This is a genomic window from Kitasatospora sp. NPDC059803 (genome assembly GCF_042732255.1).
Taxonomy (GTDB): Bacteria; Actinomycetota; Actinomycetes; order Streptomycetales; family Streptomycetaceae; genus Kitasatospora.
This window is the reverse complement of the sequence record NZ_JBHWIJ010000066.1, coordinates 17,692-32,510: the sequence shown is the minus strand read 5'-3', so window position 1 is coordinate 32,510 and position 14,819 is coordinate 17,692. Positions and strand designations below refer to the sequence as shown.

Here is a 14,819-nt window from a genome sequence, read left to right as displayed (position 1 = left end):
GCCGGCGGCGGCGCGGTCGCGGTCGCCCCGGCGCTGGCCGAACTGCTGGCGCGCAACGGCGCGGCCGTGCCCGGCTACGGGCCCGCGCTCAACCTGGCCGGCGTGCTGCGGCTGACCGCCGCCCAGTTGGCCGCCGCGGGGGCCGGCCCGGACCGGGTCGCCGGGCTCGCCGCGGACCGGGTCGACCGGCCCGACGGACTGGCCGGGGACGAGCCGCAGGCCACCGTCACCGCGCTGGTCGGCGCCCCCGGCAGCGGGCGCTCCACCGAACTCGCCGCCCTCGCCGCCCGCCGCGCCGGCGGCGCCCGGCCGCTGCCCACCCTCTGGCTGCGCGGCGCCGACCTGCGCGCCGAGGACCGCTCGCTCGCCGCCCCGGTGGAACGGGCCCTGGCCGCCGTCGCGGCCGAGCTGGGCACCCCGGCGCCCGCGCCGGAACCGGTGGCGGCGCTGTGCGCGGCGGCCGGGCGGCCGCTGCTGGTGGTCCTGGACGGCCCCGAGGAGGCCCCGGCGCCGCTGGACCCGCGCTGGCTGCGCGGCGCGGGGGACTGGCTGACCGGCTGCGGGGCGCGGCTGCTGACGGCCTGCGGCGAGGAGGCCTGGGTGCGGCTGGCGGCCGAGAAGTGGGGCAGCGGCCCCGGCCCCGCCCGGTACCCGGACCCGCCGGAGCCGGACGGCGACCTGGCCAGCGCCCCCACCGTCCGGATGGACGGCGGCGGTCCGGGCGCCCCCAGCCTCGCCGGGCACCGGCTCGGCCCGCTCCCCGCCGAGGCGGCCGAGCGGGTGCGCCGCCGCTACGGGCTGCCGCCGGGCTGGCCGGCCGACGCCGACGCGCGGCACCCGCTGGCCGTCCGGCTGGCCGGCGAGCTGTGGGCGGAGGGCCTGCGCGGGGAGCCGGGCCGCCGGGGCGAACTGTTCGCCGCCTACCTGGACCTGCGCTGCCTGCGGGTGGCCCGGCGGCTGGCCGAGGACGGCCGGCAGCGCCGCCCGGGCGCCCACCGCCGGAGTTCCGCCCGCCCGGCCGGGCCCTCCCACGGGCGGGTGCGGCGGCTGGCGGCCGCGGTGGCCGGACGGGTGCACGAGGCGGCCCGGCGGATGCTCGGCGCCGGGCCGGGCGGGCTGGGCCGGGCCGTCTTCGAGGAGCTGTTCCCGGCGGCCGGCGGCTGGGCCACGGCCGTCCTCGCCGAGGGCCTTTTCGTCCCGGCCGGGCCCGGATTCCGGTTCGCGCACGGGGAGTTCGCGGACTGGCTGCAGGGCCTGCACCTGGACCTGGACGCCGCGCTGCGGCTGCTGCTCGGCGAGGCCGCGGACACGCCGTCCTCGCCCGCGAACGGGCTGGCGGGCGCGCCTGCGCAGGGCCCCCCGCGCGGCGTCCCCCGGCACCGGATCGGCCCGGTCGCCGCCGCGCTGCGCCGACTGGCCGAGACCTGGGGCGCACCCGCCCTGGACCCGTGGCTGCACCGGCTCTGGCGCGCCCTGGACCTGCGCCCGCCCGGCAGCGAACCGGCCTGGTGGGCGGGCCGGCTGCTCACCGCCGGGCTGGCCGCCAGCCCCGATCCGGCCGAACACCGGGCGCTGCTCGACCAGTTGGCCGGGCGGATCGCCGAACGGGCGGTCGCCGAAGGCGGGTTGGACGCGCTCCCGGCGGACGGGCTCGGCGCGTTCGGCCCGGCGTTCTGGACCGGCCTCGGCCTGCCCGCCGAGGCCGAACTCGCCCTGCTGCGCCGCCTGGTGGCCGCCGACGGGCCAGGGCAGCCGTTCCTCGGCGCGGTGGCCGAGCGGCTGCGCGCCGACCCCGTCGCGGTGTTCCCGCTGCTCTGCGCCTGGTTCGACGATCCGCGCGGCCTGCCCGGCCGCCCCGGGCACACCGTCGCCGACCTCGCCCACGACCTGCTGCACGCCCACCGCCGGCTCGCCCTGGACGAGTTGGCCGACGCTCTGGCCGACGCCGCGCACCCGAGGGCGGACGCGCTGCTCACCGTGCTCGCCACCGAGGAACCCTCCGCGCTCTGCCGGGCGGTGGACCGCTGGAGCCACGACGGGCGGCCCGAGCGGCACGTCGCCGCCGCTGTGCACGCCCTGCACGCCGCCCCGCACGCCGTCGGCGCCGCCGCCGGACTGCTGCGGTTCACCGCGCTGACCCTGCTCGCCCGCGAGGACGAACCGGGCCTGCACGGCGCCGCCCTCGCCCTGCTGGTCGGCGACCCGGCGACCAGGGCCGAGCACCTCCCCGCCGCGCTGGCCCTGCACCGGGCGGGCGGCGACGCCTTCCTCACCCCCAGGGCGCTGGCCCCCGCCCTGGAGAGCGACCCGGAACCCGTCCTGGCCGCGCTCGCCGACCGGCTGGCGGCCCCCGGCGCGGCCGCCGCCGAGACCCTGCGGATGCTCGCCGACGCCCGCACCCCGGTGGCCACCCGGCGGGGCGCCGAACTCGCCGCCCGGCTGCTGCGCGAGCACCCGGCGCTGGCCGGCCCGGTCGCCGTCGACTACCTGGGCCGCCGCCTGGAGCGCGCCGCGACCGGCGGCCCGGCCGCCCGGCTGGAGCTGCGGGTGCTGCTCGGCGGCGCGCTGGCCGTCCGGGCGGCGGGCGTGCGGCGGCCGTTCGCCCAGGTGCTGTCCGTCCCGGTGGCCGACCCGGCGGCGGACGCGCTGCGCTGTGAACTGCTGGACACCCTGCTCGCCATCGAGACCGACCCGGCGGTGCTGACCGCGGCCGTGGAGCGGCTGGCCGAGCACTGCGCGGCCGAGAATCCGGCCCGGGCCCGCGCGGTGCTGGCCCGGGCGACGCCCGGCCTGCCGGCCGCGGACGAACTGCTGGTGCGCTGCGCCGGCCGCTCGGCGGCGTTCGCGCAGCTGCTCGCCCAGTGGCCGCGGGACGCCGCCCCGACCGCGCCGGACGGGCCCCGGCTGGCCCGGATGCGGGCCCTGGCGGCGGCCGGCCGCGACCCGCAGTACGCGGCCGCCGAGGCGGAGCGGACCGTGCCCGGGCGGGCCGCGCACCCGCCGGTGCGCCCAACCCGCATTCCGGTGCCGGAGCAGGAGCAGGCGCATGGCACGCTATAGGGGTTCGGGTTTGAGCGTTTGAGCGTACAGAGGGTACGCGCCGTACGGAACAAGGAGCGGTCAGGGTGCAGCGCTGGCGTGGCCTGGAGGAGATCCCCGCTGACTGGGGACGCAGCGTCGTCACCATCGGCTCGTTCGACGGGGTGCACCGCGGGCATCAGCTGATCATCGGTCGGGCGGTCGAGCGGGCCCGCGAACTCGGCCTCCCCGCGGTGGTGGTGACCTTCGACCCGCACCCGCGCGAGGTCATCCGCCCGGGCAGCCACCCGCCGCTGCTCGCCCCGCAGGCGCGCCGCGCCGAGCTGATCGCGGGCCTCGGCGTGGACGCGGTGCTGGTGCTGCCGTTCACCCCGGAGCTGTCCCAGGAGTCGCCGGAGACCTTCGTCCAGCAGGTCCTGGTCGACGCCCTGCACGCCCGGGCCGTCATCGAGGGCCCCAACTTCCGCTTCGGGCACCGGGCCGCCGGGGACGTCGCGCTGCTCACCGAGCTGGGCCGCTCGGCCGGCTTCGACGTCGAGGTGGTCGACCTCCAGGTGAGCGGCGCGGCCGGGTCCGGCGAGCCGTTCTCCTCCACCCTGACCCGGCGGCTGGTCGCGACCGGGGACATGGCCGGCGCCGGCGAGGTGCTGGGCCGCCCGCACCGGGTCGAGGGCGTGGTGGTGCGCGGCGCGCAGCGCGGCCGTGAGCTCGGTTACCCGACCGCCAACGTCGAGACCGTGCCGCACAGCGCGATCCCGGCCGACGGCGTGTACGCGGGCTGGCTGACCGCCGACGGCGAGCGCATGCCCGCCGCCATCTCGGTCGGCACCAACCCGACCTTCGACGGCACCGCCCGCACCGTCGAGGCGTACGCCATCGACCGGGTCGGCCTGGACCTGTACGGGCTGCACGTGGCCGTGGACTTCCTGGCCTACCTGCGCGGGATGGAGAAGTTCGACTCCATCGACGCGCTGCTCGACCGGATGGCCGACGACGTCAAGCAGGCCCGCGAGCTGACCGACGGCGTCTGAGCACTGCCGCAGCACGGGGAAGGGCCCGCCGACCTGGTCGGCGGGCCCTTCGGCGTCACTGCGGGGGCTGCGGCGGGTGGCCGTAGCCGGGCGGCGGCTGGTAGCCGTCCGGCGGGGACGGCGGGGACGGCTGGGATGGCGAGGCGGGCGGGGCGGGCTGCGGCGGCTGGCCCTGGGCGGGCGGGTAGCCGTAACCCGGGCCCGGCTGCGGGGCCGGCTGCTGCTGGGCGCCCGGCTGCGGCCAGGCCGTGGGGGCGGGCGGCTGCTGCGGGTAGCCGTAGCCGGGTGGCGGCGGCGGGGCCTGGCCGGGCTGCGGCGCCCACGGCGCCCCGGGGGCGGGCTGAGCGGCCTGGCCGGCCTGACCTGCCTGACCTGCCTGACCCGGATGTGGCTGTGGCTGTGGCTGTGGCTGCGGCGGGTACGGCGTGGCCTGCACCTGCTGCTGCCACCCGGACTGCTGGGCGGCGGCCTGCTGGGCCCGGACGATGTCCTCGCCGACCAGGGTGGCCAGCTCGAAGTAGGCCTCGCGGACCTTGGGCCGCATCATGTCGAGGTTGACCTCGGCGCCGGCCGCCAGGCTCTCGTCGAACGGCACCACGATCACCCCGCGGCAGCGGGTCTGGAAGTGCGCGACGATGTCCTCGACCTTGATCAGCTTGCTGGTCTCGCGCACCCCGGAGACCACCGTGATGCTGCGCTGCACCAGGTCCGCGTAGCCGTGCGCGGAGAGCCAGTCCAGGGTGGTCGAGGCGCTGGAGGCGCCGTCCACGCTGGGGGTGGAGACGATGATCAGCTGGTCGGCGAGGTCCAGCACCCCGCGCATCGCGCTGTACAGCAGGCCGGTGCCGGAGTCGGTCAGGATGATCGGGTACTGGCGGCCCAGCACGTCGATGACCTGGCGGTAGTCCGAGTCGTTGAACGTGGTCGAGACCGCCGGGTCGACGTCGTTCGCCAGGATCTCCAGGCCCGAGTTGAGGTCCTGCGAGGTGAACTGACGGATGTCCATGTAGCTGCGCAGGTGCGGGATGGCCGTCACCAGGTCGCGGATGGTCGCGCCGGTCTGGCGCTTGACCCGGCGGCCCAGGGTGCCGGCGTCCGGGTTGGCGTCGATCGCGATCACCTTGTCCTGGCGCTCGCTGGCCAGGGTCGCGCCGAGCGCGGTGGTGGTCGTGGTCTTGCCGACCCCGCCCTTGAGGCTGATCACGGCGATCCGGTAGCAGCTCAGCACCGGGGTGCGGATGATCTCCAGCTTGCGCGACTTCTCGGCGGCCGCCGCCTTGCCGCCGAACTGGAACCGCGGCTGCTGGCGCTGCTGCTTGGGCTGGCTGCGCAGCAGCCGGTCCGAGGACAGCTCGACCGCGGCGGTGTAGCCGAGTGGCGCGCCGTGCGCCACGGGCGGCTGCGGGGCGGCGGAGTGCGGGAACGCGACCGGCGGCGGCGCGACGGCGCCCTGCGGCGGCCACGGCTGCACCCCGCCGGACTGCTCGTGCGGCGCGCCCGGCAGCAACGGCCGGTAGTCGTGCGGCTGGGGCTGGGCCGACTGCGGGTAGGCGGGGGGCTGCGGCCAGCCGCCCTGACGCGGATCCACCGGTGCGGGGTGCGGGGCCGGCTGCTGCGGCTGTGCGGGCTGCGGCTGGGCGGCGCCCTGCTGGGCGGCCCACGCGGCGGCGGCCTGCGGGTCGTGCGCCGGCAGTGGCTGCTGCGGGGGCAGGTGCTGCGCGGGCGGCTGCGGGTACGTCTGCGGCGGGACCGGCTGGGCGGGTTGCGCCGGCGGCGGGGCCGGGACCGGGGCCGGGTACGGCGGTTGCGGGGCGGGCTGCGCCGGCCAGCCCGGGGCGACGGCCTGTGGCTGCTCGAACGCAGGGGCAGGGGCAGGGGCAGGAGCGGGGACGGGGGCCTGGGCAGGGGCGGACGCCGGGAACGGGACGTGCTGCGCCTCGGCCTGGACGGGCTGTGCGGGCGGCACGGGCTGGGCGGGTACGGGCGCCTGAGCCGGCGTCGGGGCCGGAGCCTGGGCGGGCACCGGCGCCGGAGCGGTGGCCTGCGGAGCCTGCACCGCCGGGGCCGGAGCCTGAACTGCCGGAGCCTGCACCGCCGTCGGAGCCTGAACTGCCGGGGCCGGGGCCGGGGCCGGGGCCGCCGAGGCGTCCGTCTGCACGTACCAGGACGGGGGAGTGTAGTCGGGCGCGTCGGACCAGTCGTCGTCGTCCTCTGCCGCGTTGTCGCCGACGTAGACGCCGTCCCGATCGCTGCTCACTAGGGCTCCCTCGTGTTCGCCGCCGCTTGTTCAGCGGTGCCGTTGCCGCATCAAAGACTAGGCCGTGCGGCAACCCCCGTTGAAGGCGGCGTCGGATCCGGAGCGGCCCCCCGGGCCCGGCGCCGCCGCTCAGTCCATCCGGCGCGGACCGCCGAGAACCTGCTGCTCGGCCTGCCCGGCCACGGCCCGCACGTACTGGCGCCGCATCCGGGTGGCCCACAGTGTGAGGTCGTCGCCGAGGGTGGGCAGCGCGGCGACGTCCTCCGGCGGGAGCGACAGCACCCGGCCGGTCAGCTCCGCCTCCTGCGGGGAGACCCGCTGCACGCCCACCAGGTCGGCCGCGTTGAGCACCCGGGCCGCGTGCGGGCCCAGGTACGGCAGCAGGGTCAGGGTGGTCTGCCAGGGCGCGGCGGAGAGCCGGCTGCGCGGCGGGCGGGCGCCGAGGTCGCGCACCACCAGGACCGGCGAGGCCACCGAGGCGCCCTGCGGGCCGAGTCGGCCGACCTGGTGGACCGTCACGCACGGCTGCCCGCCGCCCGCGGCCTGCGCCAGCGGGCCCCACAGCTGCCCGCGCGCGGTCTCCACCGCGACCCGGGCGCCGATCGCGGCCGCCCGCAGCGCGATGACCTGCGCCGTCCACACGCCGCCGACCAGCACCAGGTCGTACGCGCTGGGCCGGAACAGGCCGAGCACCGCGGGCAGCCCCTGCGGGTCGGCGCCGATCACCACGCCGTCGTCGCCGACCGGGAAGGCCAGCGCCCCGAGGTCCGCGGCGTCCAGCACGTGCTTCTCCCGGCGCGGGCCGCGCAGCCCGAAGCCGGGCAGGATCCGGGACCGCGCCCGGGGCTGTTCGGCGCCGTGCTGCGGGCCGGGGGCCGGATAGGTCTGGTACGCCATCAGGACGCTCCTCCCAGCGGCAGGGTGGCGAGCACCCCGGGGGCCTGCTCCAGGTCGAGCCGGACCAGGCCGAGTCCGGCGCCCTGCGCCCGCGCCTCCACCTGACGGCCGACCTGCGTCACCTCGCTCTCGCTGCGCCCGGTCACCCGCAGGTGCCCGCTGACGGTCACCGAGCCGCCGGTGCCGCGCCCGGCGGTCAGGCTGAAGGTGCTGGCCAGCGCGGGGGAGCCGGTGACCAGGTTGACCAGGTCGGGCGCGGCGATCCGGCCGGGCGATCCGCCGGGGCGGCTGAGCTGCGGCCAGCGGGAGATCCAGTAGGTGCTGTGCCAGCGGTCGTCGATCCGCCAGAACCGGCTGCCCTCCTGGGTGCGGCGGGTGGTGCCGCCGCCGCTGCCGGTGCCCTGGCGCCCGGCCACCGCGAGCGGGTTGGCGCAGGTGGAGATGGCCAGCGCGGCGATCAGCTCGCGCTCGTCCAGCACGGTCGCGTTGAACCCGGCGCTGTTGAGCCGCCCGGCCAGCTGGTCGGTCACCCGTTGCAGTGCCTTGCGGGCGCCCTCCTCGCCGCCGCCGCGGGCCCGGACGGCGGCCGCGGCGCGCTCCGGGTCGAGCTTGAGCGCCACCCAGGTCAGCCGCAGCCCGGGGGTGGCGGTGCCGTCCGGCAGTTCCCGGTAGGCGCGGGCGGCCAGCGACTGCTCGGGCAGGTGCGGGGCCGGGGCCGGCTGGGTGTGCTGGACGAGTTGCACCGACTCCAGGGTGATGTCGTCGACCTGGAGTGCCGAGCAGATCACGTCCAGGGGCAGCGGCAGCGCGGTGCGCACCGGGCGCAGCGGCTGGTCCTTGGCCTGGACGAGCAGCACCGAGCTGAGGAAGGTGCCGTCGCCGACCATGCCGGTCTCCCGGCGGACGGGGCGGCCGCCCAGGTCGGCCTCGGTGGCGTGGGTGCAGGTGCGCAGTGCCGGTTCGAGTTCCAGGGCGGGGGCCAGCGCCGGGTCGGTGCCGGCCGGCGGCAGCGTGCTGCGGGCCTGCCGGCGGCGGGACTTGAGGGCGGCGCGCACCCGTAGCAGTTCGGGGATGGTCCGGCCGCGCAGCGGGATCACGGCGAGCACCACCAGGACCAGCGCGACCGCGCCGAAGCCGGCGGCGACCGGTCGGCTGATCGTCCAGCCCACCGCGACCAGCGCGGCCGCGACCTCGACCAGGACGAGCTGTTGGAGCCTCAGCCGGCCGCCGAGCAGCCCGGGCCGGGGGTTGATCCGGAGCAGGACGGGCCCGCGACCGCCTTCGTCACGGCCGCTGCTCCCGCCGGCGGGCGGCAGCGGCTGCCCGGGCGCGGTCTCGGGGGCGGGGCCGCCGCGCTGCGCCCGGCCGGAGCGGCGCGACCTCCCGCCCGTTGCCGGTCCGCGGCGTCCTGGAGCGGTCTGGCTTGGCATCCCCCGGGTGACCCTCTCTGATCAGTTGCCGCGGCCCGGCTGGCCGGTGCGCGGACCGTACCCGTACCGTACTCACCGTCTGCTGCCGCATCGTAGAGGGTTCGTGCGGGTTCCCGCCCGGCGGGTGCGGGGGGGCGGTGCAGGGCGGTCCGACAATGCCTGACGAGGGGGACGACGAGGATGGCATCGCGCCGGGACGAGCTGAACGCGTACACCTTCGCCCGCAAGCGCACGGTGGGGGCGTTCCTGCTGCCCGGTGGCGGCGGCAGCGACGAGGACGCGCCGCGCCCGGTGAAGGCGGTGCTGCCGAGCGTGCTGGCCGGGGCGGTGATCGTCGCCGGGTTCGGGTTGTGGGGGGTGTTCAAGCCGAGCGCGCCGCTGCACTGGGACGACGGCAAGAACGTCGTCCAGGGCAAGAAGTCGACCACCCGGTACGTGGTGCTGACCGACCCGGACGGCCGGACCAGGCGGCTGCACCAGGTGCTCAACATGTCCTCGGCGCGGCTGGTGCTGCCGGCCGACGCCAAGGTGGTGGTGGTCGACGACGGGGTGCTCGACAGCTACCCCAACCACGGCCCGACGATCGGCATCCCGTACGCGCCGGACAAGCTGCCGACGAGGGACAACGCGGACAAGCCGATGAAGTGGTCGGTCTGCGACCGCCCGGGCTCGGACGACAAGCAGGAGACCGTCAACCAGGCGGTGTTCGTGGCGGCCGGCCCGGACGCGGCGGCGCTGGCGGCCAAGGACCGGGTGCTCGGCCAGGACCAGCTGCTGCTGGTGCAGCAGGCGGGCGAGCAGCAGGTCTCCGCGCAGCCGGCGCCGGGCCAGCCCGCGGCCAGGCCGGGTGACGCGAAGGTGTTCCTGGTCGACGCGCAGGGCCGCAAGCACGGCATCGGCTCGCCGCAGGCGGACGACAAGGAGCGCAAGTCGCTGATCACCGCGGTCTTCGGGCCCAACGCGGTGCCGCAGCGCGTCAAGCGCGAGTGGCTGGACACCCTGGTGACCGGCAGCCCGATCACCTTCCCGAAGGTCGACGGGGTGGCGGACAGCCCGAGCCCCAACTCCTCGGTGGAGCTGGGCAACCAGGCCGACCGCCGGATCGGCCGGCTGGTGCACTACCAGGACCGCCGCTACGTGGTCGGCAAGGACCGGCTCTACCTGGTGACGCCGTTCCAGGCGGAGCTGATCCGGCAGAACCCGGACTACCAGGACCTCTACAAGTACGACGGCGACAAGCGGCCGCGCAGCGACGAGATGACCCCGGCCGACCACGCCAAGCTGGGCAACGACGCCCGGCTGCCGGGCACCGGGGACGACTGGCCGCTGAAGTCCGGTGCGCCGGCCAACAACTGGCAGGACCGGCAGGACGCGCGCCTGGTCGTGTGCAGCACCTTCGACGGCGTCGCCGAGGACGGCCGCACGCCCCGGCGCAGCGTCTGGGCTGGGACGTCCTACCCGGCGCCGTACAACAACGGCGCGGGCGCCGCGTACGTGACGCCCGGGCACGGCCTCTTCTACCGCGCGCTGGACAACGCGGCGGGCGGCTCCGGCACCGACTTCCTGATCACCGAGACCGGTCTGCGCTACTCGGTGCCGGCCAACGGCGACGGCGGCCGCGGCGCCACCACGCCGCCCGGCGCGCAGCCGGGCCAGGGCGGGCAGCCCGGTCAGGGCGGCGCCCCGAAGACGCCAACCCCGCAGCCGGGCGCCACCGCGCCGGACCAGCAGCCGCCGCAGGACGAATCGGGCGCCAACCAGGCCCGGTTGGGCTACAAGGAGCTCCAGCCGCTCCCGGTGCCGCACGAGTGGTCGGACCTCGTCCCGGCCGGCCCGCCGCTGACGGCGAAGAGCGCCGCCCAGCCGCAGAACGCCTGATCGGCCAAGCCAGGCAACGGACTTGGCCTACGTGTCATGGTCTGGTAACTGCGTCGAGTTCGGTGTTGGGCGAGCTGCGTGTGCCGACTACAGTGCTCCTGGACATCACTAGGGTGATGGGACGGTCGGGCCGCGCTGCCCTCCGTACACGCAATGTCTGTCTCATGGGGGATGGTGGAGCATGGCTCAGGGTCAGTTCACGATGACCGCTCAGGAGATGCTGGCTTTCGCCAAGCGGATCGAGGACGCGATCGGGAAGATCGAGGCTGAGCGGCAGAAGCTCATCAGCACGGTCGATGGCATCACCGGCGGCTGGCAGGGCCAGGCGGCGAGCGCCTACAAGGCCTTGCAGGACCAGGTCAACACCGACATCGCGAAGCTGAAGGAGTCGCTGACCGCGATCCAGCACGCGATCGAGCTGACCACCAAGCACTACGCGAGCACCGAAGAAGAGCAGAAGGCGCTGTTCTCCAACGCCCAGGGCTGATCAGCCGCACCGCGCTGATCACCGTTCTGTTCCGACCTTCCGCTCGGTGGGGCGCCCGCGGCTGAGCGCGGGGTGCTCCGCATCCTCGTCAAGGGAGACATCGTGTCCGACCACATCCTCGTCAACTTCGAGACCGTCCACCACGCGGCCGAGGAAGTGCGTGCCTCGGCCGGTCGCATCGACCACCTGCTGAACGACCTCAAGGGCGACGTCAACCGCATCGCGTCCAGCTGGCAGGGCGCGGCCCAGCAGGGCTACCAGGCCCACCAGACCCAGTGGGACGCGCGCGCCGCCGACCTGCAGAAGGTCTGCACGCAGATCGCCTCCTCGCTGGACAGCGCCGCGCAGAGCTACAAGACGACCGAGAACAACAACGCCAAGCTGTGGGGGAACAACTGACCACGCGTTCCCCAGCGGGAACGTGAGGGGGCGGGTGCTCGGACTCCGGGCACCCGCCCTTCGGCGCGCGGCACGGGTGGACGACATGAGGGGTGGCAGGGTGTCCGGACGCGGGTACCGGAAGGCGGCCGCGGCACTGGCCGCGCTCGCCGTGCTGGGTGGCCCGCTCGCCGCCCCGGCGCGCGCGGACAGCGGACCCGGGCTGGCCGCCGCGGGCGACTGCCCGAAGAACGCGCCCGACGTGCCGACCGTGCCGTGGTCGCTGCAGCGCCTGCTGCTGGACGAACTGTGGCAGGGCGGTCGGACCACCGGCGCGGGGGTGACCGTCGCGGTCATCGACACCGGCGTGGACGACCAGAACCCGCAGCTGGCCGGCAAGGTCCTGGAGGGCTCCAACCTGGTGGTCAACCGGGAGACCAAGGAGAAGGTCCCGGGCAGCTCCAAGGAGGACCCGGTCGGCCACGGCACCAAGGTGGCCGGCATCATCGCCGCCCGCCGCTACGACCGGACGGGCTTCGTCGGGCTCGCCCCCGACGCCGCCATCCTGTCGATCCGCCAGAACGACAGCGACGGCAACGGCGACGTCTCCACCCTGGTCCAGGCCGTCAACGAGGCGGTCAGGGCCAAGGCCAAGGTCATCAACATCTCCCAGGACGTCCGCGGCGCCGGCGCCGCAGGCTTCGGCGGGTACCAGGAGCTGAAGGCCGCCGTCCAGGCCGCCGAGGACAGCGGCGTCGTGGTGGTCGCCTCCACCGGCAACGACGGCAAGGAGGGCGACACCTACCCCGGCGCGTTCCCGACCGTGCTCGCCGTCGGCGCCTCCGACCGCAACAACGAGCGCGCCCCGTTCTCCCAGTACGGCTCCTTCGTGAAGGTCGCCGCACCCGGCGTCGACATGCTCTCCACCGTCCCCAGGGGCGGCCAGTGCGTCGACAACGGCACCAGCTTCTCCGCCCCGTACGTGTCCGGGCTCGTCGCGCTGCTGGTCGGCGCCCACCCGAACTGGAAGCCGGCCCAGGTGCGGGCCTGGATCGAGCAGACCGCCCAGCGCACCCAGCGCGATCCGAACCAGTTCATCGGCTGGGGCGTGGTCGACCCGGTCAGGGCCGTCACCAAGGCCCCCGAGAGCGCGCCGTTCACCGCCACTCCGGACGCCCCCGTCCAACTGGCCGCCGCCCCGATCGTGCCCCGGCCGGTCGGCCTCGGCGAGACCCAGGCCGACCGCGACGGCCGCACCGCGACGTACGTCCTCGGCATCGGGGCGCTGCTGGTCGCGCTGCTCATCGGCGGCGGCGTCGTCCTGCGCGACCTGCGCCGCAGGTCCGCCGACTGATCCGGGTACGCAGCACCTGCCCGGTGCCCGGGGAGTGCGTAGGAGAATCCTCCGCAACGGCTGTAACGTCGTGGGTCGCTCGCCGCATCCAAGAAGTGTCAGGGAGCGCGGACACGGGGGGCGGCAGGCATGGGGTGGATCGGGGCGGGCCGGGAGGCCGAGGACGCCGAGTTCCTGGAACTGGTGTCCGGCCGCACCGGCCACCTGTACCGCTCGGCCTGCCTGCTGACCAGCGGCGACACCCACTACGCCGAGGACCTCGTCCAGGAGGCCCTCAGCCGGATGTACGTGCTCTGGCGGCGCAGCGCCTGGACCGGCGGCCGGGACCGGATCGACAACCCGGCCGCCTACACCCACACGGTGATGGTGCGCACCTTCCTCGCCCAGCAGCGCCGCCGCTCCAGCACCGAGCGCCCCATCGCGGCCGTGCCCGAGTCGGAGGCGCGGGAGGCGGACGGCGCGCTGCGGATGACCCTGCTCGACGCCCTCGGCCGGATGCCGCCCAAGGACCGCGCCGTCCTGGTGCTGCGCTACTGGGAGGACCACAGCGTCGCGGAGACCGCCGAGATGCTGCGCTCCTCCCCGGGGGCGGTCCGCACCCGTACCACCCGGGCGCTGGCCCGGCTGCGCACCCTGCTCGGCGACTCGCTGGCCGAGCTCGCCGCCCGCTGACCACTGCTCGTAGTCCGTGACGCACCCCGTGACGCTCCCCGTGACGCAATTTCGTGATGCAAGGAGACGGTGACCACCCATGTCCGAACCGGACAAGTTCGAGGACGATCTTCTCTACGCCCTCACCCGTACGGGCGAGGGCTTCCGCGCCGAGCCGTCCGACCTGCTCGCGGGCGGGTACCGGCGCGGCCGCCGCCGCTGGCGCCGCCGCTCGACCGCCGCGGTGGTGGGCGGCGCGGCCGCGCTGGCCCTGGTGGGCACAGGTGCGGTGTACCTCACCGGCTCCTCGCCGCGCCCGAGTACGGTGCCCGCGGCCGCCCCGAGCACCGCCGGCGGCAGCGGCTCGGCGGCCCCGGCCTCCTCGGCGTCCGCCTCCGCCTCGGCGCCGCCGGCGGTCTCCGGCGACGAGGTGCTGGCGATGTTCCAGGCCCTGCTCCCCAAGGGCGAGACCACCGGCGGCACCGGCACCGGCACGGGGGTCGATCCGGGCCGGCCGTACGGCGGCGGCATCGCCGCGACCGCCTCGCTGGTCTTCGACGACGGCAAGGGCAAGTCCGCGATGGGCATCTCGCTCGGCCGCCTGGCGGACGGCGACCCGAACCGGGCGGAGAACGACTGCCCGGACAAGAAGCTCGTCCAGTACGACGCCTGCAGTGCCACCACCCTGCCGGACGGCGGCACGCTGACCGTCCTCCAGGGCTACGAGTACCCGGACAAGCGGGCCACCACCAAGTGGTGGAACGCCAAGCTGATCGGCAAGGACGGCCGCCAGGTCGAGCTGTCCGAGTGGAACTCCCCGGCGGAGAAGGGCTCGCCGGACAGCCGCCCGAAGCCCCCGCTGACCCCCGAGCAGCTCAAGGCGATCGTCACGGACAAGTCCTGGGACCGGGTCATCGCCTCGATCCCGGACCCGGTGCCGGTCAAGCCGCGAGACAGCGGCAAGGAGTACGACAAGGACGAGATCCTGGCGATCGTCGCCAAGCTGCTGCCGGCAGGGCTGACCGAGACGGAGACCGGGGGCCAGCCGGGCTACGCGAACTTCGTGGTCAACGACGGCAAGGGCAAGTCCCTGGTGGAGATCAACGTGCAGGACTGGTCCCGTGACGACAAGACCAAGGAGGAGCTGTTCGGCAGTGCCCAGGCGCAGCCGGACGGCACCAGGGTGGTGGTCGGCAAGCGGGGTTCCAACCCGGGCATGTGGACCGTCGACACCCTGCACGCGGACGGCCTGCGGGTGGTGATCAGCGCGTTCAACAGCGGCACCCAGCAGACCCCGGCGACCCGCAGCACCCCGGCGCTGAGCACCGACCAGCTGAAGGCGATCGCCACCGCGCCGGTGTGGAAGCTGAGGAAGTAGCGGTCCGGACGTGGCAGTGCCCCGGGCGAGGGGGAGCCC

At 75.9% G+C, this 14,819-nt stretch carries 11 protein-coding genes; 8 read left to right on the top strand and 3 right to left on the bottom strand.

What is annotated here, in order from left to right; genetic code table 11:
- A partial coding sequence (locus tag ACFV6I_RS13955; RefSeq protein WP_380425259.1) for a serine protease occupies positions 1-3,060 on the top strand: 3,060 nt, incomplete at its 5' end.
- A gap of 65 nt (positions 3,061-3,125) precedes the next feature.
- Entirely contained in the window at positions 3,126-4,070 is a 945-nt protein-coding gene (locus ACFV6I_RS13950; protein ID WP_063347618.1) for a bifunctional riboflavin kinase/FAD synthetase, read from the top strand.
- 55 nt (positions 4,071-4,125) lie between these two features.
- Here ACFV6I_RS13950 and ACFV6I_RS13945 read toward each other — a convergent pair whose 3' ends face one another.
- From ACFV6I_RS13945 to eccE, 3 genes are all read right to left on the bottom strand, one after another.
- A complete protein-coding gene (locus ACFV6I_RS13945) occupies positions 4,126-6,327 on the bottom strand; it encodes a MinD/ParA family protein (protein WP_380425256.1) in 2,202 nt (733 codons plus the stop codon).
- Between the two features lie 129 nt (positions 6,328-6,456).
- Complete coding sequence (locus ACFV6I_RS13940) at positions 6,457-7,224, bottom strand: hypothetical protein (RefSeq protein WP_063347616.1); 768 nt, start codon at positions 7,222-7,224, stop codon at positions 6,457-6,459.
- Complete coding sequence (eccE, locus tag ACFV6I_RS13935; protein WP_380425254.1) at positions 7,224-8,654, bottom strand: type VII secretion protein EccE; 1,431 nt, start codon at positions 8,652-8,654, stop codon at positions 7,224-7,226. The genes ACFV6I_RS13940 and eccE overlap by 1 nt, the downstream gene beginning before the upstream one ends.
- A 180-nt stretch (positions 8,655-8,834) precedes the next feature.
- Here eccE and ACFV6I_RS13930 point away from each other — a divergent pair, with 180 nt between their 5' ends.
- The 6 genes from ACFV6I_RS13930 to ACFV6I_RS13905 all read left to right on the top strand — a co-directional run bounded on the left by ACFV6I_RS13930 (position 8,835) and on the right by ACFV6I_RS13905 (position 14,780).
- Positions 8,835-10,532, top strand: coding sequence for a type VII secretion protein EccB (locus tag ACFV6I_RS13930; protein WP_380425251.1), 1,698 nt, complete (start codon positions 8,835-8,837; stop codon positions 10,530-10,532).
- A gap of 181 nt (positions 10,533-10,713) precedes the next feature.
- Complete coding sequence (locus ACFV6I_RS13925) at positions 10,714-11,019, top strand: WXG100 family type VII secretion target (protein ID WP_063347614.1); 306 nt, start codon at positions 10,714-10,716, stop codon at positions 11,017-11,019.
- 102 nt (positions 11,020-11,121) lie between these two features.
- On the top strand, positions 11,122-11,418 hold the full coding sequence (locus ACFV6I_RS13920; RefSeq protein WP_063351107.1) for a WXG100 family type VII secretion target: 297 nt from the start codon (positions 11,122-11,124) through the stop codon (positions 11,416-11,418).
- Between the two features lie 100 nt (positions 11,419-11,518).
- Positions 11,519-12,751 (top strand): type VII secretion-associated serine protease mycosin, encoded by a 1,233-nt coding sequence (gene mycP, locus ACFV6I_RS13915; protein WP_244293356.1) that lies wholly within the window; start codon positions 11,519-11,521, stop codon positions 12,749-12,751.
- Positions 12,752-12,880: 129 nt separating this feature from the next.
- Positions 12,881-13,423, top strand: a complete 543-nt coding sequence (locus ACFV6I_RS13910; RefSeq protein ID WP_063347612.1) for a SigE family RNA polymerase sigma factor — start codon at positions 12,881-12,883, stop codon at positions 13,421-13,423.
- Positions 13,424-13,502: 79 nt separating this feature from the next.
- Positions 13,503-14,780: a hypothetical protein gene (locus ACFV6I_RS13905; RefSeq protein WP_380425248.1), complete on the top strand. Its 1,278-nt coding sequence runs from the start codon at positions 13,503-13,505 to the stop codon at positions 14,778-14,780.
- The last annotated feature ends 39 nt before the right edge of the window (positions 14,781-14,819 follow it).